Origin of the sequence: Microbacterium sp. (assembly GCF_041641055.1) — a bacterium.
In the GTDB taxonomy this organism is placed as follows: domain Bacteria; phylum Actinomycetota; class Actinomycetes; order Actinomycetales; family Microbacteriaceae; genus Microbacterium.
The window spans coordinates 1-21709 of record NZ_JBEPZB010000017.1 but is presented as its reverse complement, the minus strand read 5'-3'; the positions used below and the strand labels follow the sequence as shown (position 1 = coordinate 21709).

The 21709-nt window shown below is 65.1% G+C and carries 25 protein-coding genes; 9 read left to right on the top strand and 16 right to left on the bottom strand.

Features of this window, described 5'->3' with window-relative positions; translation table 11 throughout:
* Positions 1–114: 114 nt before the first annotated feature.
* Both ACESK8_RS11710 and ACESK8_RS11705 read right to left on the bottom strand, forming a co-directional pair.
* On the bottom strand, positions 115–510 hold the full coding sequence (locus tag ACESK8_RS11710; protein WP_372968764.1) for a hypothetical protein: 396 nt from the start codon (positions 508–510) through the stop codon (positions 115–117).
* A complete protein-coding gene (locus ACESK8_RS11705; protein ID WP_372968763.1) occupies positions 507–1385 on the bottom strand; it encodes an RNA polymerase sigma-70 factor in 879 nt (292 codons plus the stop codon). The genes ACESK8_RS11710 and ACESK8_RS11705 overlap by 4 nt, the downstream gene beginning before the upstream one ends.
* A gap of 283 nt (positions 1386–1668) precedes the next feature.
* Between ACESK8_RS11705 and ACESK8_RS11700 the strand changes: the two genes are divergently transcribed.
* The 3 genes from ACESK8_RS11700 to ACESK8_RS11690 all read left to right on the top strand — a co-directional run bounded on the left by ACESK8_RS11700 (position 1669) and on the right by ACESK8_RS11690 (position 4110).
* A complete protein-coding gene (locus ACESK8_RS11700) occupies positions 1669–2424 on the top strand; it encodes an SDR family oxidoreductase (protein ID WP_372968762.1) in 756 nt (251 codons plus the stop codon).
* A gap of 358 nt (positions 2425–2782) precedes the next feature.
* Entirely contained in the window at positions 2783–3352 is a 570-nt protein-coding gene (locus ACESK8_RS11695) for a TlpA family protein disulfide reductase (protein WP_372968761.1), read from the top strand.
* Positions 3349–4110 carry a cytochrome c biogenesis CcdA family protein gene (locus tag ACESK8_RS11690; RefSeq protein WP_372968760.1) on the top strand — a complete coding sequence of 254 codons (762 nt, stop codon included), beginning with the start codon at positions 3349–3351 and terminating at the stop codon, positions 4108–4110. Before ACESK8_RS11695 ends, ACESK8_RS11690 begins: the two co-directional genes overlap by 4 nt.
* 97 nt (positions 4111–4207) lie before the next feature.
* On the opposite strand, the gene ACESK8_RS11685 is transcribed toward ACESK8_RS11690, so the two are convergent.
* The 14 genes from ACESK8_RS11685 to ACESK8_RS11620 form a co-directional block, all read right to left on the bottom strand.
* Positions 4208–5572, bottom strand: a complete 1365-nt coding sequence (locus ACESK8_RS11685) for a M23 family metallopeptidase (protein WP_372968759.1) — start codon at positions 5570–5572, stop codon at positions 4208–4210.
* 193 nt (positions 5573–5765) lie between these two features.
* Positions 5766–6458, bottom strand: a complete 693-nt coding sequence (locus ACESK8_RS11680; protein ID WP_372968758.1) for a copper resistance protein CopC — start codon at positions 6456–6458, stop codon at positions 5766–5768.
* Positions 6455–8155: a cytochrome c oxidase assembly protein gene (locus ACESK8_RS11675; protein WP_372968757.1), complete on the bottom strand. Its 1701-nt coding sequence runs from the start codon at positions 8153–8155 to the stop codon at positions 6455–6457. The genes ACESK8_RS11680 and ACESK8_RS11675 overlap by 4 nt, the downstream gene beginning before the upstream one ends.
* Before the next feature lie 194 nt (positions 8156–8349).
* Entirely contained in the window at positions 8350–8865 is a 516-nt protein-coding gene (locus ACESK8_RS11670; protein ID WP_372968756.1) for a DUF3515 family protein, read from the bottom strand.
* On the bottom strand, positions 8850–10346 hold the full coding sequence (lnt, locus tag ACESK8_RS11665; RefSeq protein WP_372968755.1) for an apolipoprotein N-acyltransferase: 1497 nt from the start codon (positions 10344–10346) through the stop codon (positions 8850–8852). Before lnt ends, ACESK8_RS11670 begins: the two co-directional genes overlap by 16 nt.
* 91 nt (positions 10347–10437) lie before the next feature.
* Positions 10438–11388 carry a cytochrome c oxidase assembly protein gene (locus tag ACESK8_RS11660; protein ID WP_372968754.1) on the bottom strand — a complete coding sequence of 317 codons (951 nt, stop codon included), beginning with the start codon at positions 11386–11388 and terminating at the stop codon, positions 10438–10440.
* A 25-nt stretch (positions 11389–11413) separates the two neighbouring features.
* Positions 11414–11749: a DUF6804 family protein gene (locus ACESK8_RS11655; RefSeq protein WP_372968753.1), complete on the bottom strand. Its 336-nt coding sequence runs from the start codon at positions 11747–11749 to the stop codon at positions 11414–11416.
* A complete protein-coding gene (locus tag ACESK8_RS11650; protein ID WP_372968752.1) occupies positions 11746–12285 on the bottom strand; it encodes a signal peptidase II in 540 nt (179 codons plus the stop codon). Before ACESK8_RS11650 ends, ACESK8_RS11655 begins: the two co-directional genes overlap by 4 nt.
* A complete protein-coding gene (locus ACESK8_RS11645) occupies positions 12278–12949 on the bottom strand; it encodes a copper resistance protein CopC (RefSeq protein WP_372968751.1) in 672 nt (223 codons plus the stop codon). Before ACESK8_RS11645 ends, ACESK8_RS11650 begins: the two co-directional genes overlap by 8 nt.
* Positions 12942–13856, bottom strand: a complete 915-nt coding sequence (locus ACESK8_RS11640) for a cation diffusion facilitator family transporter (protein WP_372968750.1) — start codon at positions 13854–13856, stop codon at positions 12942–12944. Before ACESK8_RS11640 ends, ACESK8_RS11645 begins: the two co-directional genes overlap by 8 nt.
* Before the next feature lie 7 nt (positions 13857–13863).
* Positions 13864–14850, bottom strand: a complete 987-nt coding sequence (locus ACESK8_RS11635) for a flavin-containing monooxygenase (protein WP_372968807.1) — start codon at positions 14848–14850, stop codon at positions 13864–13866.
* Positions 14850–15515: a DsbA family protein gene (locus tag ACESK8_RS11630; RefSeq protein ID WP_372968749.1), complete on the bottom strand. Its 666-nt coding sequence runs from the start codon at positions 15513–15515 to the stop codon at positions 14850–14852. The genes ACESK8_RS11635 and ACESK8_RS11630 overlap by 1 nt, the downstream gene beginning before the upstream one ends.
* Positions 15516–15586: 71 nt before the next feature.
* On the bottom strand, positions 15587–16060 hold the full coding sequence (locus ACESK8_RS11625) for a hypothetical protein (protein WP_372968748.1): 474 nt from the start codon (positions 16058–16060) through the stop codon (positions 15587–15589).
* A gap of 4 nt (positions 16061–16064) precedes the next feature.
* Positions 16065–16391 carry a hypothetical protein gene (locus ACESK8_RS11620; RefSeq protein ID WP_372968747.1) on the bottom strand — a complete coding sequence of 109 codons (327 nt, stop codon included), beginning with the start codon at positions 16389–16391 and terminating at the stop codon, positions 16065–16067.
* A 133-nt stretch (positions 16392–16524) separates the two neighbouring features.
* On the opposite strand from ACESK8_RS11620, the gene ACESK8_RS11615 reads away from it, so the two are divergent.
* From ACESK8_RS11615 to ACESK8_RS11590, 6 genes are all read left to right on the top strand, one after another.
* Positions 16525–16884: an ArsR/SmtB family transcription factor gene (locus tag ACESK8_RS11615; protein WP_372968746.1), complete on the top strand. Its 360-nt coding sequence runs from the start codon at positions 16525–16527 to the stop codon at positions 16882–16884.
* Positions 16881–18797: a heavy metal translocating P-type ATPase gene (locus tag ACESK8_RS11610; RefSeq protein ID WP_372968745.1), complete on the top strand. Its 1917-nt coding sequence runs from the start codon at positions 16881–16883 to the stop codon at positions 18795–18797. The genes ACESK8_RS11615 and ACESK8_RS11610 overlap by 4 nt, the downstream gene beginning before the upstream one ends.
* On the top strand, positions 18797–19405 hold the full coding sequence (locus ACESK8_RS11605; RefSeq protein ID WP_372968744.1) for a cadmium resistance transporter: 609 nt from the start codon (positions 18797–18799) through the stop codon (positions 19403–19405). The genes ACESK8_RS11610 and ACESK8_RS11605 overlap by 1 nt, the downstream gene beginning before the upstream one ends.
* Positions 19402–19935, top strand: coding sequence for a signal peptidase II (locus ACESK8_RS11600; RefSeq protein WP_372968743.1), 534 nt, complete (start codon positions 19402–19404; stop codon positions 19933–19935). Before ACESK8_RS11605 ends, ACESK8_RS11600 begins: the two co-directional genes overlap by 4 nt.
* Complete coding sequence (locus ACESK8_RS11595) at positions 19932–20909, top strand: arsenic resistance protein (protein WP_372968742.1); 978 nt, start codon at positions 19932–19934, stop codon at positions 20907–20909. Before ACESK8_RS11600 ends, ACESK8_RS11595 begins: the two co-directional genes overlap by 4 nt.
* Positions 20910–21399: 490 nt before the next feature.
* Positions 21400–21709 (top strand): ArsR/SmtB family transcription factor (locus tag ACESK8_RS11590; protein WP_372968741.1); only part of this gene is annotated, 310 nt, incomplete at its 3' end.

Here is a 21709-nt window from a genome sequence, read left to right as displayed (position 1 = left end):
GGTCGCGGTGCCGGGAGATCTTCTCGGACGGTCCGTCCTAGGGTTCCAGCCTACGCCTGTGGCAGGCGGATGGATGCGCGTGAATGGATTCGGACGGATGGCGCGGCGACGCTGCTATCGGTTCCAGTGGCGGAGCTTCGCCGGATTGCACACGACCCAGACCTCCGTCAGTCGGCCAGTGGGGGCATCCGCCGTGACGACCGCGACGACCTCGCTGTGACGCACGAAGGTGATTCCGGGTACGCCATTGACGGATGCCGTGACGGCTGTGGTCTCGGGGGTCATCAGTGACATCAGTCGCGAGGCCGCCGCAGTCCGGCCTGTCAGCGGGACCGATCCCGTGTGGCCGTGACCGCCTCCATCGAGGACGAGTGTCACCGAGGTGTGCAGGAGGTCGCGAACCGCCCGCTCGTCGCGGGCCATCAGCGCGGCGGACAGCGCTTCGAGGGTCCGATCGTCGGCGCTCCGGCTCGCCTGGCGCCTCCCTCCCGGGTCGTGCCTGCGCATCATGCGCGGACCGCAGCGACATGGTGCAGCTTCGCCGGGCTCATCACCCAGAGGAGTTGCAGGATGCCGTCGGCCGACGCGGTCACGGTCACGGCGGTGGTCACCTCGCCGTCTTCGGTCAGGGTCGCGGCGGGCTGGCCGTTGATCTCGACCCAGTCGATGGCCTTGCTCGTCCAGAAATGGTGCGCGAACGCGGAGACGAACGCCGCGACCCGTCGGCGCCCGATCACCGGGATTCGCGCGGCCTGCTTCACGCCGTTGCCGTCGGTGTAGCTCACGACGTCGGCCGCGAAGAGCGATTCGAGCTCGTCGACATCCCCCTTCTGCGCGGCGGTCAGGAAGGCGTCGAGGAGGCGGCGCTGTGCGGCGGGGTCCACGGTCCGGTGGCGAGCGGATGCCAGGTGTGCGCGAGCGCGGCTCACCAGCTGGCGAGCGCCGACGGGGCTGCCGGACACCACCTCGGCGATGCGCGGATAGGGATAGTCGAACGCCTCGCGAAGGATGTAGGCCGCCCTCTCGGTGGGGGTCAGCTTCTCGAGGGTGAGCAGGATCGCGAACTGCAGCGCCTCCGCACGCTCTGCACCCAGTGCCGGATCGTCTTCGGTGTTCACGGGTTCGGGAAGCCAGGGGCCGATGTAGGTCTCGCGCCGTGCGCGGGCGGACTGGAGGACATTGATCGAGATCCTGGTCGCGATCGTGGTGAGGAAGGCCGCGGGCTCCTGGACCGCCGAACGATCGGTGTTCTGCCACCTGATCCAGGTCTCCTGGACGATGTCCTCGGCATCCGAGACCGTGCTCAGCATCCGGTAGGCGATCCCGAACACGCGTCGTCGGTGCGCGTCGAAGGTCGCCAGCGCGTCATCCGGTTCGGTGTGCACACCTCGATTGTCGCCGGTCCGGACCGGCACTTCCACGTCGATCCGGTCAGCGCTCACTGGGCGCTGTACGGCGCCTTCGGCGTTGCCGCCTGCCTCGAGGATCCGCATCTCCGCACACTCCGTTCCGGACGGCATCGGTGTACGTGCGTGCCCTCCTCCAGTTCTGACCGGGCGAGGCTGCGATCTGTGACATCTCGACGAACACTCGTGTCACATCCGAGGCTCATGTGCGGTCACCACTGATGGGCACACCTTCCTGTGCCCACGAGAGGAAGGCAGGAAAATGGCAAAGATCGTCGTCATCGGAGGCACGGGCCTCATCGGGTCCAAGGTCGTCTCGAAGCTGATCGCGCACGGCCATGAGGCCATCGCGGCATCGCCGAACACCGGCGTCAACACGATCACGGGTGAGGGAGTCTCGGAGGTGCTCGCGGGTGCGGACGCCGTCGTGGACGTGTCGAACTCGCCCTCGTTCGCGCCGGATGACGTGATGGAGTTCTTCACCACGTCGACGACCACCCTGCTGCGCGCCGAGGCCGCAGCCGGAGTGAAGCACCACGTCGCACTCACGATCGTGGGGACGAACAGGCCGCAGAGCATCCCGTACTTCGCAGCCAAGGTCGCGCAGGAGAAGCTGGTCCGAGAATCGGGCATCGGGTACTCGCTCGTGCACGCCACGCAGTTCTTCGAGTTCATCGGCAGCATCGCCGACATCTCGACTGCCGGCGACACCGTGACGCTGCCCGGCGGTCTGGTGCAGCCCATCGCGGCGGAGGATGTCGCCACGGCCGTGGCGCGCACCGCAGCCGGATCGCCGCAGGGTGACATCGAGATCGCGGGGCCCGAGGCGTTCGGCCTGGACGAGTTCATCCGCCGTGGGCTCGCGTTCCGCAAGGATCCTCGCCATGTCGTGCGCGACGACAGCGCGCCCTACTACGGCGCGCAGATCGAGGAACGCACCCTCGTCCCGGTCGAGGGCGCGCAGATCTTCGAGACGCGCCTCGAGGACTGGCTGCCGCTCAACCCGCCCCGCAAGTAACCCGGCGGGGGCGCAGCGCCCCAGTGCCGGCCCTCTGCGACTCGATCGCCTGATGGGCAGCGCGGTCGCAGGGGGCCGCGGCGTGTGCGGGCGGACAGCCGACTCTTCTCAGATCCTGTCGGAATTGCGTTCGAAGGCCACAGCTGGCCTCCAGATGACACACCATCCTCCTGGTGGGGGACCGTGTATCAGCAGACCCGACGTTACCGCCACGGCGACCCGTCTTGGGGAACGTTGGAAGCGGCAAGTAGCGCGCGGGAAAATAGCCCGATTCGGCGCACGCATAGGGGATTTGCGTAGGGTGCGAAATGTGCCTGGAGATCCCCGCTTTCGTTCCGTTCGTGGTGCGGTCGGAGTCATGCTCGCCGCAGTGTTCGCCATCGGTCTGAGCGGGTGTGCGCCGGATCCGGTCAGCGATTCCTTCCTCAAGGGTGAGAACACCGGCTATGTGGCCGCCGACGGCTCGATCGTCGAGATCCCTGTGGCCGAGCGAAGCGAGCCCGTGGTATTCAGCGGGGTGACTGAAACCGGCGATGATTTCGACAGTGCGGACAACTTGGGCAAGGTTTCCGTCGTCAATTTCTGGTACGCCGGGTGCGCGCCGTGCCGCATCGAGGCGAAGGATCTCGAAAGCGTCTGGCAGGAGTACGGCGGAGAGGATGTGGCCTTCATCGGCATCAATACCCGCGACCAGGCCGACACCGCCCTGGCTTTCTCTGACGAGTTCGGTATCACCTATCCGAGCCTGATCGACGTGAACACGGCTGAGGCGAAACTCGCTTTCTCCAAGGTCGTGCCGATCCAGGCGACACCGACGACTCTCGTGCTCGACAGGCAGGGCCGTGTCGCCGCCCGCATCATCGGACCCATTGACGGCACCTCGATCCTCTCGACGCTTGTCAAGGATGCTCTGGCAGAGACACCATGAACGCCGACACCATCATCGGGTCCGGTGCGCTCTGGCTCGCAGCCCCCATCGCGATGCTCGCCGGCCTCGTCTCGTTCCTGTCGCCCTGCGTGCTCCCGTTGGTCCCCGGCTATCTCGGCTTCCTCGGCGGGGCAGTCGCGCCGCGCTCGAAGGGTGGCGCGACGACTGCAGCCGAGCCTGAGCGCCGTCAGCTCGTGGTCGGCGTGCTGCTGTTCATCCTCGGCTTCAGTGTCGTCTTCGTTCTCATCACTGCTCTGGGCGGCACGGCTGGCGTGTTCTTCCTGCGCTGGGGCGACCTGGTCACACGCATCCTCGGAGTCGTCGTCATCCTGATGGGGCTCGTCTTTCTCGGGCTGCTCACTTTCGCTCAGCGGGAGGTCCGCTTCCACGTCGGCTCCCGGGCGGGGGTCGTCGGAGCGCCGCTACTTGGAGTGGCACTCGGTATCGGCTGGGCGCCGTGCATGGGTCCGACGCTTGCGGCGATCATCGCGCTTTCGTTCAACGCCGGCGACCCTGTCCGTGCCGGCTTCCTCGGCCTCGTGTATTCGCTCGGCCTCGGCATCCCGTTCCTGCTGGTCGCACTCGGGTTCGGGTGGGCGGCGAAGACGGTCGAGTTCCTCCGACGCCACATCCGGGTGGTGAACATCTGCGGTGGCATCCTGCTGATCTTCCTCGGCCTCCTTATGGTGACCGGGCTGTGGACCGACATCATGTCGCGGCTGACGGCGGTGATGGGCAGCGTCGTCCTTCCTCTCTGAGATCCCTAGCAATGTTGTCGCGGGCGACGAGTGGAGCAGCCCTCTCTCCTTCGCTGCTCATGCCGACGGCGCCACTTCGTGCTCCCGCATCGGAGCCTTAGATATAGACGCCGCGGTCCTCCATGAATCGGACGGGGTTGGTGTAGCCACCGTTGATGTAGACCTCGAAATGCAGATGGCAACCAAAGGATCGTCCCGTGTCACCGGCATAGGCGATGACCTGGCCGGAATTGACCCATTGCCCCCGGCCGACGATGATGCCTCCTGGTTTGATATGCGCATAGCCGGTGCTGACACCTCCGCCGTGTTGGATTCGGACGTAGTTGCCGTAGTTGCCGTTGGCGCCGGCGTAGTCCACTGTTCCGGAGTTGGCCGCGTAGATCGCGGCACCGCATCCGTTGGCCAGGTCGGCACCGTAGTGGTAGCTGGAAGAGCAGCCCTGCGAACCACAGATGGGGGTCCGCGGGCCGTAGCTCGAGCTGCGGCCGCCGCCGTGGGGTCGGACCCAACCGCCGCTTCCGGCAGAGCCTCCGCCGCCACCGTTGCCGCCTCCGTTGGCTGCTGCTTCGGCGGCTTCGCGTTCGCGGCGGGCTTTCTCCGCTGCCTCGCGTGCGACCACGCCCGCCTGGTAGCCCGCGACCGTCTGTGTCGTGGTGTCTTTCAGAGCAGCGAGCTGCGCCCGCATAGTCTCGAGGTTCGCGGCCTGCTCGTCTAGTGCGGCCTGTGCGGCGTCGGCTGCTTCTTGCGCGGCGATCATCTTCTGCTCGGCAACCTGCTGCAGTCGGTCCCGTTCATCGCGGGCGACCTTCGCCTGATCGGTGAGCGATTGGGCAGCGTTGCGTGCCGAGATCGCGTCATCATAAACCGATTGGTTGTACTCGAGGAACTTATCCATGGTGCCCAGGCGGGATAGGAGCTCATCGGCGTTGGCTGCGGAACCGGAGAAGAACAGTTGAAGTGCTGAGTCGTCTCCACCGTTGCGGTACAGTTGTGCCGCAACTTGACCGGCCCTGCGCGCGGAGGTTTCGGCAATCGCTGATTGTTCGTCCGCCTGCGCCTGCAGACTCTCGGCTTCCGTGATCGCAGCAAAGTATTCCTGCTGCGCTGCATAGAATTCGTCGGAGGCTGTATCTGCGGCAGCCTGAGTGTCGGCGACTTTCTGCGTCAGGGATTGGATCAGCCCTTCGATGCGGGTGATCTCGGCAGCCTTGGCAGCTTCGTTGCTCTTGGCGCGTTGCACGTCGTCCCAAGTCGGGTAGGACGCAGCGTGTGCGGCTGAGACGCCCGAGCCGATACCGAAGGCAGCGAAGGCAGCGAAGCCGAGCGCTCCGAGCCCGAACGCTCCGCGTCGAGTGACACTGACCTTCCAGAACGAGCCGCGCTCGGCCGCCGTGGGTGCGCACCCGCATTCGTCGGAAGCCGCCTCGGCTGCTGCAGCTGCTGAGACGCTCTGATCGGTCACTGCGTCTTCTCCTCTGGCCTTGCGTGGGGGGTCCTGCTGACATGTGCGGGCAGGTTGGCCGCAACGCGGTTGCCACCTGTCATGTCTATGGTGCGTTGGCAAACGCGAGATCTATGCTGACTCGCCCGCGATCTCAGACTTAGAAGCGGAATCGGACCAACTCCATTCGGGTTCGAGTCCTCCCTTGTGCGATTCATCCTCTGGTGCCGGCGTCGACGCCGTCGTCCAACCGGTTGCGCCTCCGCTTGTTCACTTCTCGCACGATCACCACGGCGGCGATCGCTCCTGCTCCGAGGACGGCCACACCGATGATGAGCGGGACCGCGATCGATGTCACCTCGTTCTCGTCTGCGGATACCGGAGCCGGCGAGGGGGACTGCGTCTGCGCGGCGGGAGTTTCAGTTTCCGGCGCAGCGGACGGTGCAACGTAGCCGGGCTGGATCCGTGATTGCTCGTTCCCGCATGCCGGCTTGTCCCACCCCAACCCTGGCTCGATGCCGGTGGGAGCGTAAGTGAACGTGAAGCTCTCGGATATGGGGTGACCGTCGCTGGAGACCGCGTTCCACAGCACGGTGTAGACGCCCGGTTGTCCGAGTGCGACCGGGGTGGTGAGGATGTTGCGGTCGATGGTGGAGCAGCTCGTTTCGTAGAAGAGGCCGTCGGGTCCTTGCACTTGGGCGAAGCTGGCCTGGCTGAAGTCAATGAGTTCCCCGCTGAACGTGAGAGCGACGTCGTCAAGTTGGGTAACGGTTTCGTCGGCCCCGGGCACGGTGTCCAGGAGGTTGTCGTGCGCGAGAGCTGCGGGGGCCGGTGCGGCCACGATTCCGAGTGAGATGAGGGCAAGCAGGGTGCTGGCGAGCCAACGGGTGCGGTGGGTGGAGGTCACAGGTGCGGGTCCTTTCGTACGGCGGGCACGGGGGTGCTATCGGTAGGTCTGTTGTTGCGTTTCGTGTGGAGGACCGAGACGCCGGTGAGGATTGCGATCGTTCCCGCGATCATCAAGGTGGCGGCTCCGGCGAGGGCCTGGTCCTGGAGAGGGGTGGGACCCCACGTCCGCCCCATGGCGCCAAACCACTCCGCGACGACGAGGTCGGAGCGAGTGATAGTGGCGATGCCGAAGAATGTGGCCGCGCCTGTGAGCGCAGTGAGCGAGGCCACACGCCACCGCCCCTCGGGAGTCGTGGACGCGTTTAGGGAAAGCGATCGTACGAAAAGGCACCCGGTGACGAGGAGCTGGCTGATCATCCATTCCGCTCCGAGCTGGTCGTAGAGCGACCATCGGAACAGATCGGAGTAGTGGAACAACCACAGCGACGTGGCGAAAAGGGACGCTGCGACGACGGGGCGACGAGTAAACCGTGCCAGCGGGCTGTGGGCGGCCCAGAGAAGCCATTCCCGCGGTCCTCGGCTGCCATCGTTCCGTGGGTGGATGACTAAGGCCGCGAGGGTGACGGGTGAGGCGAAGGCAAGGAGCAAGGGGACGGCGAGACTGAGGAGAGCGAAGGAGAGGAATCGCAGACTGATGAGCGCGTCGTCGTAGGCGGCGAGCGGTCCACTGGTCGTCCAGAGAAGCACCCCCATCCCCGCAATCCAGCTGATTGTCCGCCTCGCTGGCCACGGATACCCGCGGCGCCGTGCGCGTCGGACGCCGACGAGGTAAAAGACGATTCCGAAACCGGCGACGATCACCCAAAGGAGGTCGGGGCTCCACGCCGTGAACCATCTCTGCAGGGTGAGTTCGATCGGGACGGGTGCGTCGGTGAGGATCTCCGCGGCGGTGGTCTGCGGGATCGTGATTGTGTCAGCGGGTGCGGCGGTGCGAGCGAGGGCAGCGGCGGCCCCGCTCGCGATACCCATCAAGCCGAGTTCGACGCACACGACGACCCAGAAGGCGCCTCGGCCCTCCGCGGCCTTCGCGATGAGGCGGCGACGGTAGGCGGCACCCAGTAGTCCCATGATCAGCAGCGCGCCGATTTTGGTGAGGAGGATGATGCCATACGGTGACGCCAAGTCCTCCCATCTGCCGAGGGCAGTGAGCGTGCGCGCGAGACCCGATACGGCAACCCCGATGAAAGCGATGAGCGCGACGGTTGAATACCGACGAAGTACGTTCTCGAGTTCCGGCGACGAACTGACCGGTCGAACGGCGATGAGCAGAGTGAGACCGCCGAGCCATATCGCTGCCGAGATGACATGCAAGATGAGGGACATGACCGCGGCATCGTGATTGGCGAGCTCTCCCGAATGGCCCTGGGTGGACATGGGTATCAAGCTGATGATCGCAAGCAGGGTGGTGACCAGCACCGCACCATAACTGCGGACGGCGAACGTGAGGACAGTCACGACCGAGGCGAAGATCGCGGTGATGAGCCACGATCGGCCCAGCTCCGTGTCGAGGAGGAAACGGCCCAGCTGTGTGCCGAATTCGGAGCTCAAGCTCACCTGCGGATTGAACGAGGACAGGAGGGTGAGAAAAGCCACCACCCCGCTTGTGACCGTGAGGATCGCTGCACCGGCAGAGGCAATATCCAGAGCGACGGTGAAAGGTCTGCCCGCTGACGGGAGAGCGAACAGCGCCAGCACGAGCGGCCCGACCATCGCCGCGCCGGAGAGGTTGACGAACAGCTTCGCCGCTGGCAGCCCCCACCGCACGAGAGCTCCAGGGTCACTGGTGAGTCTCGGCGCAGCTCCACCGCCGATCGCGAGCCCGCCGACCAGAGCGATGACGGCGGCGACGATGAGGATCGTGGGTCCGGCGACGCGGAGGATAGCGGGATTCATGGAGCGGTCTCTCCCGTCTGAGCCTCAGCGCCATCGGGGTCGTCCGTCACAGGTGCTGTGCATTCGCCGACCTTGGGGAGCTGCTGGATCGCCCCGGCGAGAGACTCGAGAACGGCGTCCGCGGACAAGGTGGTCGTGTCTACGTACACCTGGGCAGCTGGATCTCGGCCGTAGGTTGTGAGCCGCAGATTCGGGGTCTCCTCCTCGTCGACGATCCAGTCGACGCCCCCCAAGCTGACACATTGCAGCGTGGTGGGAGCCGGGGGCTCCAACCCGCAGGTGAGGAGCACGCTACTGGGGGTGCCCCATGCTGCGGTGGCCTGAGCGTCCGTCCAGACGCGAGCCTGGTCGCCAACCGTGTCCGGTAGTCGTACGGTGACCTCTGCGCACAGCGGGTCATTCGCGTTTGCTGCGGGCTCGAGGTGGACAGTGGGTGCGCAGCTGCTGAGTAGAAGCAGTGCGCAGAATGCCGCGACAGAGGTCAGAATCTTGAGCTTCACGACTTCATCCATCCATCTTCATGGGAGTCAGCATGCGATCGCCGCCATCGGATCGACATGATGAGCAGCGCTAGTACGGTTCCGATACTGAGTGTCCAGCCGAGCCACGGCATCAGCACGACGGCGAGGGTCGTGCCGGTGCGGAGGGGGACCTCGGTGATCTTCGCCGCGGTCGTGTCCACCGCAACCTGGGCCAACACTCTTCCATCGCGGCCGATGACTTGACTGGTCCCGGTGGTGGAGACGTTCACGGCAGTTCTCCCGGTTTCGAGCGCGCGCATACGGGCGATGGCCAGCTGTTGGAGGTTCTCGTCGGTGCCTCTGAAGTCCGCGTTGTTGGTTTGATACACGAACATCTGCGCGCCAGAGGCCGCGCTTTGGTGGATGACGTCGTCGTAGATGACGTCGAAACATATCGCCAGACCGATGGGCACATCGCCAACGTTCACGAGGGGTGTGTTGGAGCCGGGCGTGTACTCGCGTTGTATCAATCCGATGAGGTCGGGGGCGATCGCTTCGTAAAACCAACGGTCCGGGACGTATTCGCCGAAGGGGACGGGGTTGGCCTTGTCGTGGAGCTGTTGCGGCCCGGCGCTGGTCCACAGCATCGAGGTGTTGAACGTGTCGGCTCCACGAGTGGTCGCCGCATTCACCAGTGCCGGAGCGCCAGCAGCCTGCACGAGTCGATCAAGGCGGCCTGCGACGGCGGCATCGCGCAGGGGATCGGCGTCGACGGCACCTTCTGGCCAGACGAGAAGGTCCATCTCACGGTTCAGAAGAGGAGCGGTCGCTTCTTCCTGTGCGCGCATGATGTCACCCCTTGTCCTGGTGTCGAAGTAGCCGCTGGGTCCATTGCCTTGCACCCATCCGACGCGCATCATTCCCACTTGCTCAGTGGGGAACAGAGGGACGGCTATCGCGGCAATGACGATGACCGCTGCTGCTGCAGCTGGCTTCCATCGGCGGAGGGAGACGGCTTCGACGGCGCTTGCGCAGACGATCACCGTCAGGAAGGACAGCCCGGTTGTCCCCAGCCACGAAGCGGCCTCCGCGAGCGGACTTTCGGCAAGGCTGAAACCGACGCGCGCCCAAGGGAAACCGGTGTACGGCGTACTCCCCATCAGCGTTTCCCGCAGCACCCACACCCCGGCGACGAGCACGGGAGTGATCGCGCGGTAGCCGTATCCCGTCCGGGTGGTGGCGACACGATAAGCGAGTGCGATCAGCGCGCCTCCGGCACCGAACAGGAGGGATTCCAAGCCAGCCAGCGCGACCCACGGGATGGACCCGAGAAACCGTGACACCCACACCAAATGGCTGAAGTAGAAGGCGGCGCCGTAGACGAGGGAGATCAGGAACGCGGTGGGGAGAGAACGTCCGCGAATCGCCCACAGCCCGATGGTCACGCTCACGAACGCTGCGGGCCACCACCCGTATGCGGGGTACGCGAGATCCAGCATCCCTCCTGCGACGGCGGATGCGGCGATCGCCACGGGCAACGGCCCCAGAGCTGGCAGGCGCGCTTCGTGCTCTCTGTGGCTGCTGCGCCTTGATCGAACCGAGAGGGCGCGCCTCTGCAACGGGTCAGCGGTCACGGTCATGAGAGCTCAGCTTTTTCAAGTAGGCGTTGTACGAGTCGAGGTCGGCGTTCCCGTGCACGTCGGCGTACCGGTCGGCCGCGGCAGCACGAGCGGTGTCGCTGCGGAACCAGCGATGCATCACGTAGATCAACATCAGCACGGTCGGGGCTTCACCGTAGGACCACGCCAGGGCGCCGGCTAGCTGCTGATCGGCGAGGGGATCGATGCCCAGTGACTCTGTGGGGGTGACGAATGAGCCGACCAGGATCGTACTGGCCATCATGAGGAAGACTCCGAAGAACGCGTGGAGCGCAGCTTCGGCGAACACGTCCAATGCCCGCGCACCATGACTCAACCTGACCGGCAGAGGATCAGACGACAGAATGGGGATAGTGAACAGCATGCCGGCGAGGAGGAACCCGACCTCGAGCGCGACATGACCTTCGGGCACGGCGAGGATGGCGTCGGCGGCGCCCGCAAGGTAGAGGCCGTAGAAGGCGAATAGGTAGAGCGGGACCGCGGCCCAGGGACTGAGTACCCATTTCGCTGCCGGGCTCCGGAGAGCCCCGTGCGCTGCCTTGAGGACCACCCGCCCTGCTCCGTGATGCGGTGTTGCTCGCAGAAGGAGTGTGCCGGGGGAGCCGAGGACCAGCAGCGGCGGCACGATCATCATCAGGGTGAGTTGCTGGAACATGAAGGCGGACATCAGCACTTGGCCATACGTCTCGACGCCCAGACCGGTGACCGCGGCGAGGAGAGCGCATCCGAGAAGGAAGCCGACCGTCCGCCATACGGGCCAGCGACGCCCGTGCGTCCACAGGCGGATCGCTCCGAAGAGATACAGCGCAGCCAGGATCCCCGCGACGATTGGCAGCACCGGAAGCGGAATGTCGGCCGGTGCGAGGAACGTCTGCAGAGACGGGGGACTGTCGGGGATCCCGCCGCTCACAGGCATGGTCGTGACAAGAAGGTCTCGCAGCTCACTTCCGGATCACCTTGATCGTCGTCCCGGCCGCCAGGAATACCACGGCCGTGATGGGCTGAGCTGTGGTCCACACGGGACCAGAGAAGGGGAATGGCATCACCGGATTCCAGAGCACGGCGATCGCGAGGAAGACCGGGATCCACCACCAGTGGCGCGCCTGCAGAGCAAACCATGCAACGATGAGCCCGAAGATTGAGGCCACGAACAGGACGAGCGGGGCGAAGTCGGCTTGAATGAGGGTCGGGGCGAGGAACAGGATCGCGGCGGCGACGAGGCTAGGGGCCAGGGCGTTCCGCTGATATGTGGAGGGGACGCGTTCTTTGGGACTCATGGGTGAACCGTTTCTTCAGCGGGCACAGGGTCGACGGGATCGGGGCGGGACGCGGGGTATGGCCGGCGACGGCTTGTGCGCAGACCTGCGGCGAGGAGGAACACGGCACCGATGCCGAGCGAGATATCGGCAAGGTTGCCGATGAACAGATTGCCGTACGCGAGGAAGTCGGTGACATGCCCGATCCCGAACGCGGGCGGCGAGAATAGGCGATCGATGAGGTTCCCGATCGCGCCGCCGACGATGAAACCGAAACCGACCGCCGACCACATGTTCCGGGCTCGGGTGGCGGCACCGATGAGGACTGCGGTGACAGCGAGCCCGATGACGGTGATGACCCATGTGGACTCTTCCCCGAGCGAGAGGATCGCGCCGGGGTTGAAGGCCAGTTGAAGACCGAGCCAGTCACCTATCAGCGGTATGCGCGCATCCTGCCGCAACGTGTTTAGAGCGACAGTCTTTGTGCCTTGATCGATCAGGATGACGATGGCGGTGACGATGAGCACCACCGCCAACCGGCGGACTCGGTCACGCATCGGCGTCTCTCTCTGTCGCCGCGGCATCCTCAGCGGCCTGGGCGCGATCCCGCTGGTGACGGCGGTGCCCAGCCATCATCACGCCGATAGCCCCGACCCCCAGGATGATTGCCAAACCAGAGAGGAAGAATAGGGGCAGCATCTCGAAGGCACCGCCTCCGGATGGTGTACCGCCGTAAGTTTGTGCAGGCGATGCGGTTTCCGGTTCCTCGGTGCTCCGCGGTGAGGCTTCAGGGGCGGGACTTGCGGCGGGTGTGCCGGTTCCCCTGTCCGGCGCGGGTGCGACCGTGTACACGTACTCTCCGCTGATCGGATGCCCATCGGCGGAGACGGTCTTCCAGCGGACGGTGAAGACACCGGTCGCGGCGTCCGGGGAGAGGTGCTGCGTGATAACGTCATCGGTCATCTGGGGGGCGTCGACTGCGACGTTTGCCCCGCTTTCATCGACCACCTCGATGACTGTTGCGCCGTCACCATCCGGGAGCAGCCCGGTGAACATCAGAGAGATCTCGTCGGGAGATCCGTTGATGGCCGAGTCAGCGGCGGGGTACGCCGAGACGAACTCATCATGCGCGGCGGCCGGGGCTGTGGTCCCCAGTACGACGGATGCTGACACCATCAGGGCGGCGATGGCGGTGATACGAGCCGAGAGGCGTTTATACATGGGTGTCGTGCTCTCCGGGGTGGGATTCGGGTTCGATCTGAAAAGTGGAGTGTTCGATGCCCACGGCGAAGTGTTCGCTGACGCATTGCTGAAGTGATGTCAGCAGTGCGGCGGAGGCTTCCATCGTGATGGTGTCATCGACTACCACATGGGCGGTGAGCGTGGGGAGGTCGGTCGAAACCTGGGTGGCGTGGAGGTCGTGCACAGCGACCACGTGCGGAAGGGCGAGGATGTGGCGGCGGACATCCTCGAGATCGAGGCCGGCAGGTGTGGACTCCATCAGCACCCGGCCGGATGCTCGCAACAGGATGAGTGTGCGGGGAATGATGAGCAGCGCGATCAATACGCCCGCCACGGCGTCCGCCTGATACCACCCGAAAACGGCGATGAGGATCGCGCTGGCGATGACGCCGACAGAACCGAGGGCATCGTTGACGACCTCGAGGAACGCGGCGCGCATGTTGAGATTGCGTCCGCGGCCGCTGAACAACACAAGCATGGAGGCGATGTTGGCGACGAGACCCACGATGCCGAAGAACAGCAGGCTCCCCGAAGCGATCTCAGGTGGCTCGAACAGCCGCCGCACGCCCTCCACGAGCGCGAAGATGCCGACCCCAAGTAGCAGAGCTGCTTGAGCGAGCGCACCGAGTACCTCTGTGCGTTGAAGACCGAAGGTGTATCGGGGAGTCGGGGGACGGTTCATCAGATGTGCGGCGGTGACGGCCATCGCCAACCCGATCACATCGGTGAGCATATGTGCAGCATCAACGAGCAGTGCGAGGCTGCCCGTGATGATCGCCCCAATCACTTCGATGATGAAGACCGAGGAGGTGATCGCGAACGCGATGACCAGGCGATTGCGGGGAGTGGCGTCACCAATACCGTGACTGTGCCCTGTTTCTGTCATGGTGCTCCTACGGCCGTCCAACGATGAGCCGGGCGACGGTGGCCGCATCACGACCCGCCCCAGCGAGAGTGTCCGCATCCGCCCGGGAGTAGCGCGGCATGCCAACACTGAACAGTCCGGGGATGCGTGCGCTGACGTGCAAAGGCTGCCCGGGCGGCTCCGAATCGGGCAGCCATGCGTCGGCTGGTCTGTACCCGGTCGCGAGGATCACGGAATGCGGCTTCATAGACGCCCCATCGGCGAATATCACGGTGTCTCCGTGAACGTCCGTCACGGCGGTGGCATGAGTGACGTCTGGGGAATCTACGCGGGGGCGTGCCTCGGGCTTCGGGTCCTTGAGTCGCAGCCTTGACCAGACGGACCGTTCCGATACCCGAGGGGGGGCCGCTCGAGTCGCGAGGGTGACGTCGTGGGAGGAAGCGAGTTCTTCAGCAATCTCCACGCCGCTGTATCCGCCGCCGACGATCAGCACGCGGCCGGGAGGTATCTGCGCGGGGTAGAGGTACTGGCTGGAATGCAGCACAACGCCGGGTACTGCCAGTTCCCGGCGCCAGCCCGGTATGCGCGGCACTGCGGCAGCTCCCGTTGCACAGACCACATTTCGGGTTTGCACCTCCCCGGCGGAGGTCGAAAGATGCAGCGTGGATCCGTCGCCCAACCGGGTGACTCCGAGAGCACGGGTGCCCCACACAGTTTTCACACCGAGGGCTTTCTCCACCGAAGACAGGTAATCCGACATCTCACCCCCGCTCGGATGGCGGTCTCCATCGCCCGGGAAAGGGAACCCGCGGACGACACTGTGGCGCGCCGCGCTGCGTAGTTTCATGGAGTGCCACCGTGTAGCCCAGCTTCGTTGACCGGGGGGTGCCGAATCGATGATCACGAAGTCTTTCTGTGGCTCAAGCCCGGAGGATCTGAGCGCGGTGGCTGTCGCCAATCCGGAGTGCCCGGCGCCGACGATGATGACGCGACGGTGCGATAGCGAACGCGCCATCATTCAGCACCGTTCACCGCGGCTTCGATGCTGTCCTCCAGGTCGGTCCACGTTTCCAGGACGACAGGCTCTCCATTGATGAAGAACGAGGGGGTACTGCTGACACCGAGTTGCTCCCCCTCGTCTAGATCGAACTGGACCCGTTCGGCTGTAGCAGGGTCAGCGACAGCGTCATCGAATGCGGCCATGTCCAATCCAAGTTCCTCAGCGAACCCCCGGAACAGGTCCGCACGAGACTCCTGAGCCTCACCCCATTGAGGCTGCGTCTCGAACAGGCGGTGATACATGTCTTCCAGCCGGCCCTGCTGCGCTGCGGCTTCGGCAGCGATCGCGGCGTTCTTCGAGTTGACGTGGCCTGGCAACGGGAAGTACCGGATCACATATGTGATCTCTCCATCGAACTTCTCGCGGAGATCTTCCACAAGGGGGTAGAAGGCACCGCATGCCTCGCACTCGAAATCGAGGAACTCGACAACCGTCACCGCCCCTTCGCCTCCGTCATCGAGGACATGCGAGTTCTCACGCACGACTTGGGGGCCGTCAGCGTCTCCCGTCTCGGGGGCGGCGGCACGATTTTGATTCGCCAGGACAAAGACCAATGCGATGATCAGCAACACCACGGCGATAGCCACGGTGACAAGTACCGCTTTCGCAGAAGATTTCATAGACACTCCAGACACACACAACTAACGAGGACGACCAGTGGAGCGCCATCGAAGAGATGGCGCCGCCGAAGTCAGGTCCGCGACAGGGAAAGCTGCGTGAGAGAAGGAGGCAATGCGAACAGGCGCCCCGTCGTGGCCGCCAGTGATGGTGCGCGCGGTAAACGTTCGCGAATGCGAGAAGAGGGGACATGACGGCGGAAGGCCCGCGTGACGACGAGCACCAAGAAGCAGCAGATGATACCCAAGAGGCATCCGGCAACGCCGATCACGATGTCATTCGTGGCATCCCCGGCCACGAAACGTTCGCCGGTCGGGACGACGCCGCTCTCACCCGCACCAGTCGATACATGGCCAGCAGAAGGCATCCCTAGCGCCGACGAGGATGTCGTGCTCAGATACGGAGCCGCATCCGCCGCGTCGCGATGGCCACCCGGCCATGCTCCGCCGACGAGAAGAAGCGCCAGCCCGAGGGCTGTAATGATCTTCGTTATCAAGAAATCGTCGGAACGGCCGGCGCAGTTGCGAGTGCGACCGTGGACAACCATGACGTCAGCATTCTACCAGCCCCACCAATCGAGATTCCTTGCCCCAAAAACGCTCTGCATGCTCCCGTCGCACCGGAGCCCCGAGGGCAATGCGGACGTGGACGGCGAACACCAGGCCGATATCCCTCACGGAGTCCAGATAGCTCGCGGACAACAACGCGCCGAACCGCTGCCCGAAACCCCAGGCAAGATACGCCGACGGCGCCACGGCCGCCGTGATCCACAACAAGCGATCGCGTTTCAAGCCGTGACGGTTCAACAGAGCGCCGAGGAGGAACATCGGTAACAGGTTGACCACCCGATACTGAGGACCGAGGAACATCCAGGTCATGGCTCACGTACCGACGGTCGCATGCAGAGCGTTCTTGGGGCGGCAGCGTGCCTGCGGGCTCAAAGATCGTGCGCTGAGGACATCAGGTGGACCGCGTCGGCAATGGGTCAGCGGATGCTGTACAGTACAGCGTATGCTGACTATTGCCTCACGCATCGACGTCATGAACCGGCTCGGCCGGGCCATGGCCGATCCGACGCGTTCCCGAATCCTCATGTCTCTGCTCGGTGGACCGAGCTATCCGGCTGTTCTCTCCCGTGAGCTGGAGCTGACGCGCTCGAACGTGTCGAACCATCTGACCTGCCTGCGAGACTGCGGGATCGTCGTTGCCGAGCCGGAGGGCCGCCAGACTCGCTACGAGATCGCCGACCCGCATCTTGCAGCTGCCCTCGTCGCGGTCGTGGACGTGACGCTGGCGGTCGATGAGCACGCGCCCTGCGTGGATTCATCGTGCACGGTGGCTGGCTGCTGTGGGACGGGGGCTGACGCGTGAGCGAGGCGTGTGGCTGCGAGCACGAGCCTGCCGCGACGGCGGGCGAAGAGATCGAAGAGGCCGAGCGGCCCTGGTGGAGAGACCGCGGGGTGATGGTGCCGGTGTTCTCCGGCGTTGCGTTCCTGGCCGGTCTGATTTTCGAGTGGTCTGGGCTCGAGATCCCGGCATTGGTGCTGTTCTGGGTCGGTCTGCTGCTGGGCGCGTCGACGTTCACGCCCGGCGCGATCCGAAAGCTGTTCAAGGGCAAGCTCGGCATCGGGCTGCTGATGACGATCAGCGCGATCGGTGCCGTCATCCTCGGCTATGTGGAGGAGGCTGCAGCTCTGGCGTTCTTGTACTCGATCGCGGAGGCGCTTGAGGACAAGGCGATGGACCGCGCCCGCGGCGGACTGAGGGCACTGCTGAAGCTCGTGCCGGAGACAGCGACCGTGCTGCAGGGTGGCGTCTCCGCGCAGGTGCCGGCGAGAGAGTTGACGGTCGGGCAGGTCATGGTGGTCCGCCCGGGTGAGCGGATCGCGACTGATGGGGTCGTGCGTTCTGGTCGCTCCAGCCTGGATACCTCGGCGATCACCGGGGAGTCCATCCCGGTCGAGGTTGAGCCCGGCGATGCGGTGTCGGCCGGTGCGATCAACAGCGCCGGTGTCCTGGAGGTCGAGGCGACTGCTGCGGGCACCGATAACTCGCTCACGACGATCGTGGAGCTGGTCGAGAAAGCGCAGACCGAGAAGGGCGAGCGTGCTCGTCTGGCGGACAGGATCGCCCGCCCGCTCGTTCCCGGCGTTCTGATCCTCGCTGCGCTCGTCGCGATCATCGGGTCGCTGCTGGGCGACCCGGAGGTGTGGATCACTCGCGCACTCGTCGTACTGGTCGCCGCTTCTCCGTGTGCGCTGGCGATCTCGGTCCCCCTGACGGTCGTCGCGGCGATCGGCGCGGCGAGCAAGTTCGGTGTGATCATCAAGTCCGGCGCCGTTTTCGAGCGCTTCGGCACGGTCCGACACGTTGCCGTCGACAAGACCGGCACCCTCACCCGCAACGAACCGGCGGTCACCGCCGTGCTCACGGCGAACGGCGTGACCGAGACCCAGGCTCTGGCCTGGGCGGCCGCGTTGGAGCAGCACAGCACCCATCCTCTCGCCTCAGCGATCACTCCCGCGGCGCCGGGGACTCCAGCAGCTGCAGATGTGACCGAGCAGGCTGGGCACGGCATCGACGGCACCGTCGACGGATCGAGAATCACCGTCGGCAGTCCCCGCTGGTTGAACGCCGGCGACCTCGCGGAGCGGGTCGCGGAGTTGGAAGAGCAGGGCATGACCGTCGTCATCGTGCACCGCGACGGGTCACCGGTCGCAGCGATCGGCGTCCGCGACGAGCTGCGCCCGGAAGTCCCCGAGGTCGTCCAGACACTCACCGGCCAGGGCGTCGGGGTGACGATGCTCACCGGCGACAACGCCCGGACCGCTCGTGCACTCGCGGCGCAGGCAGGGATCAGCGACGTACGCGCGGAACTGCGCCCGGAGGACAAGGCGACCGCGATCGCGGAGCTGTCGACGGCGGGACCGGTCGCGATGATCGGCGACGGCATCAACGATGCCCCGGCCCTCGCTGGCGCAGACATCGGTATCGCGATGGGCGCGACCGGCTCCGACGCAGCGATCGAATCCGCTGACGTGGCCTTCACCGGCCATGATCTGCGCCTCATCCCACGGGCGTTCGACCACGCCCGCCGCGGTCGACGGATCATCAACCAGAACATCATCCTGTCGCTGCTGATCATCACCGCACTGCTCCCGCTCGCGCTCTTCGGCATCCTGGGGCTCGCGGCCGTCGTCCTGGTCCACGAGGTTGCGGAGGTCATCGTGATCCTGAACGGCCTGCGTGCCGCCCGCACCCGCACGCCGCGACTGGAAAGCTGATGCTCGCCACCATCGGATCAGCGATCGGCCTGTTCGCGGCAACCAACATCGACGACATCGTCGTGCTCACCGTGCTGTTCCTCGCCTCCAGTCGCGGGAGACCCCGGCCGTGGCAGATCGTCGCAGGCCAGTACCTGGGGTTCATCACCCTCGTCGTGATCAGCGTGATCGCCGCCCTCGGTCTCACCGTCGTTCCGGACGAATGGGTCGGTTTCCTGGGTCTGATCCCGCTCGGCATCGGCATCTGGACACTCATTCGCGGCCTGCGCCGCAACGGCGATAACGATGACGACGATTCCAAGATCACCGCGGTCGGACTCTGGGGCGTCGCAGGTATCACGATCGCCAACGGGGCCGACAACATCTCCCTCTACACACCGATCTTCCGCACGAGCGCCCCCGGCGACGTCGCGATCATGATCGTCGTGTTCCTGATCCTCGTCGCGGTCTGGTGCGCGGCCGGTCGGCTGATCGGCACCAACAAGGCTGTCACCGAGGGGCTGGAGCGCGTAGAGCACTGGCTCGTACCGGCCGTGTTCATCGGTCTGGGCCTGTTCATCCTGATCGAATCTGGGGTCATTGTCCGTCTGATCGAGGTCCTCGCATGACCTCCTCCCAGACAGAGGATCACCCGCCCGCTGCGCGCAAGCTGTCGTCGACGAGGCGGTGGCAGCTCACTGGTGGAGCGCTTCTGATCGCCATGGTCGTCGTGCTGATTGATCAGGGAACGAAGGTGTGGGCCGAAGCCACCCTCACCGAGCGTGAGCGGATCCCGCTGATCGGTGACCTGCTGGGTTTGCAGCTCGCCTACAACCCCGGAGCGGCATTCTCGTTCGGTGAAGGCTTCACCTGGGTGTTCGCGCTGCTCGCTGTTGCCGCTACCGTCACAGCGATCGTGTTCGCGTTCCGAGTGCAACGGCCGGGATGGGCGATCGTCGTCGGCGCGCTCGGTGGAGCTGCCGCCTCACACGCAGGCGACCGCCTCTTCCGTGACCCCGGGTTCGCCCGGGGTCACGTCGTGGACTTCCTCGCCTACGGGAACTGGTTCATCGGGAACGTCGCTGACATCGTCATCTTCGCCGCAGCGATCACCGGAGCACTTTTCATGATCCGTGCAGGCGATGAGAGCACCGAGTGAGATCCCTTGTGCGGTGGTGGGACACCCATCAAGTCGCCCTCTACATCGGCGCCATCGCCGTGGGGGCGGCCGTCGGGCTGATAACGCCGCAAGTTGCTCCGAGCCTCGAGCATTCGATCGAACCGGCACTGATGCTGCTGTTGTTCGCGACGTTCCTCGGCGTCCCGCTCATCGAAGTGAAACGCGCGTTCCGTGACATCAGGTTTCTCGGCACAATGCTGGTGGCGAACTTCGTCATCGTGCCGATGGTCGCCTGGGGCCTATCGCGCTTCGTGGTCGACGATCGCGGGCTGCTGCTCGGGGTGCTGCTCGTCCTGCTGACCCCGTGCATCGATTACGTCATCGTGTTCGCAGGCCTCGCAGGCGGCGCTGGCGCACGACTGCTCGCAGCCGCACCGCTGCTGATGTTGCTCCAGATCCTGCTTCTACCTGTATTCCTGTTCCTCTTCGCGGGCGGCGCAGTGCTCGATGTGGTCGACATGGGCCCGTTCATCCGGGCATTCCTGTTGCTGATCGTGGTCCCCCTCTCCGCCGCAGCGGTCGTGCAGGCTGTTGCCCGTCGTCACCGGGGAGGCCGGTTCATAGCGAAGATCATGGCGGGCGCGATGGTGCCGCTGATGATGGTGACGCTCGCTGTGGTGATCGGTTCCCAGATCGCCGCCGTTGGATCGCAACTCACCGCGCTCCTGCGAGTCGTACCGCTTTACATCGCATTCGTCGTCCTCGCCGTCGCGATCGGGAAGCTCGCCGGCCGCGTCGGACGACTAGACGTCCCCGCCACCCGCGCGGTGATCTTCTCCACTGCGACGCGCAACTCGCTCGTCGTCCTACCGCTCGCTCTCGCTCTCCCCGTCTCGATGAGCATCGCCCCGCTCGCGGTGGTCACACAAACCCTGGTCGAACTGGTCGCGATGATCATCCTCGTCCGCCTGGTCCCCCTCCTCGCGCGCGAACCACGGCCCAGCCTCGCCTAGCCGCAGCAGTGGACAGCAGATTGGAGCGGTCGTCCCACTGAAGACGATCGTTCGGGGCCGGACGCCAGTGGTGGTGACGGGGAAGGTCGACACGCCGAGCGTGGGCTCGCCGTAATTCCCTGCCGAACGGCAGGGCACCGAAACGGGCGGTGGATGAGCTTTGGCGCGGGTTTCGCCATCAACGGGTCACCCGATTCCCGGAGTCCACAGGCCGCCGTTCAACCGTTGTTCATAAGCCAGCCTGACGATCTGACTTCTCAGCGCGATCTCTGCTGTTTCATCATCATCCGGGGGCTCAGGCGGGCAGTTCGCTGCCGCTGAACCCAGATGCGCGCACACCGATATCAAACTCCCAAAGCTCCGCTTTGGATCGGACTTAGTCTGATCGAACTCCGGGGTAATCCGATGTAAAGCGATTAGTCCGATCTAAAGACGGAACTCACAGATCCCCTCTTGACCTCCGCATCGCTCGGGCGTAACGTACAACCAAATGGTTGCACAACGAGAATTGAGCGAAGCGGAGGTCGACCGTGTGTTCCACGCATTGGCGACGTCGACCCGGCGCGACATCCTGCGCCGGACGATCGAGCGGGAGCAGTCCGTCTCGACCCTCGCCTCCGAATACGAGATGTCGTTCGCCGCGGTGCAGAAGCACGTCGCCGTGCTCGAGGCCGCGAACCTCATCGTCAAGCGCGCCGAGGGACGCGAGCGGCTCGTCCGCGCGAACCCCGAGATGATCGCCCGCGCCAGGGCGCTCCTCGCCCGATACGAAGAGCTGTGGCGGTCGCGCATCGCCCGAC

Coding starts and splice junctions, on each gene's coding strand:
- ACESK8_RS11655 (WP_372968753.1), bottom strand. CDS start 11,749: ATGAGTCCCAAAGAACGCGTCCCCTCCACATATCAGCGGAACGCCCTG.
- ACESK8_RS11645 (WP_372968751.1), bottom strand. CDS start 12,949: ATGTATAAACGCCTCTCGGCTCGTATCACCGCCATCGCCGCCCTGATG.
- ACESK8_RS11630 (WP_372968749.1), bottom strand. CDS start 15,515: ATGAAATCTTCTGCGAAAGCGGTACTTGTCACCGTGGCTATCGCCGTG.
- ACESK8_RS11635 (WP_372968807.1), bottom strand. CDS start 14,850: ATGGCGCGTTCGCTATCGCACCGTCGCGTCATCATCGTCGGCGCCGGG.
- ACESK8_RS11605 (WP_372968744.1), top strand. CDS start 18,797: ATGCTCGCCACCATCGGATCAGCGATCGGCCTGTTCGCGGCAACCAAC.
- ACESK8_RS11640 (WP_372968750.1), bottom strand. CDS start 13,856: ATGACAGAAACAGGGCACAGTCACGGTATTGGTGACGCCACTCCCCGC.
- ACESK8_RS11650 (WP_372968752.1), bottom strand. CDS start 12,285: ATGCGTGACCGAGTCCGCCGGTTGGCGGTGGTGCTCATCGTCACCGCC.
- ACESK8_RS11615 (WP_372968746.1), top strand. CDS start 16,525: ATGCTGACTATTGCCTCACGCATCGACGTCATGAACCGGCTCGGCCGG.
- ACESK8_RS11670 (WP_372968756.1), bottom strand. CDS start 8,865: ATGGATGAAGTCGTGAAGCTCAAGATTCTGACCTCTGTCGCGGCATTC.
- ACESK8_RS11620 (WP_372968747.1), bottom strand. CDS start 16,391: ATGACCTGGATGTTCCTCGGTCCTCAGTATCGGGTGGTCAACCTGTTA.
- ACESK8_RS11695 (WP_372968761.1), top strand. CDS start 2,783: ATGCTCGCCGCAGTGTTCGCCATCGGTCTGAGCGGGTGTGCGCCGGAT.
- ACESK8_RS11625 (WP_372968748.1), bottom strand. CDS start 16,060: ATGGTTGTCCACGGTCGCACTCGCAACTGCGCCGGCCGTTCCGACGAT.
- ACESK8_RS11710 (WP_372968764.1), bottom strand. CDS start 510: ATGATGCGCAGGCACGACCCGGGAGGGAGGCGCCAGGCGAGCCGGAGC.
- ACESK8_RS11700 (WP_372968762.1), top strand. CDS start 1,669: ATGGCAAAGATCGTCGTCATCGGAGGCACGGGCCTCATCGGGTCCAAG.
- ACESK8_RS11690 (WP_372968760.1), top strand. CDS start 3,349: ATGAACGCCGACACCATCATCGGGTCCGGTGCGCTCTGGCTCGCAGCC.
- ACESK8_RS11600 (WP_372968743.1), top strand. CDS start 19,402: ATGACCTCCTCCCAGACAGAGGATCACCCGCCCGCTGCGCGCAAGCTG.
- ACESK8_RS11660 (WP_372968754.1), bottom strand. CDS start 11,388: ATGCCTGTGAGCGGCGGGATCCCCGACAGTCCCCCGTCTCTGCAGACG.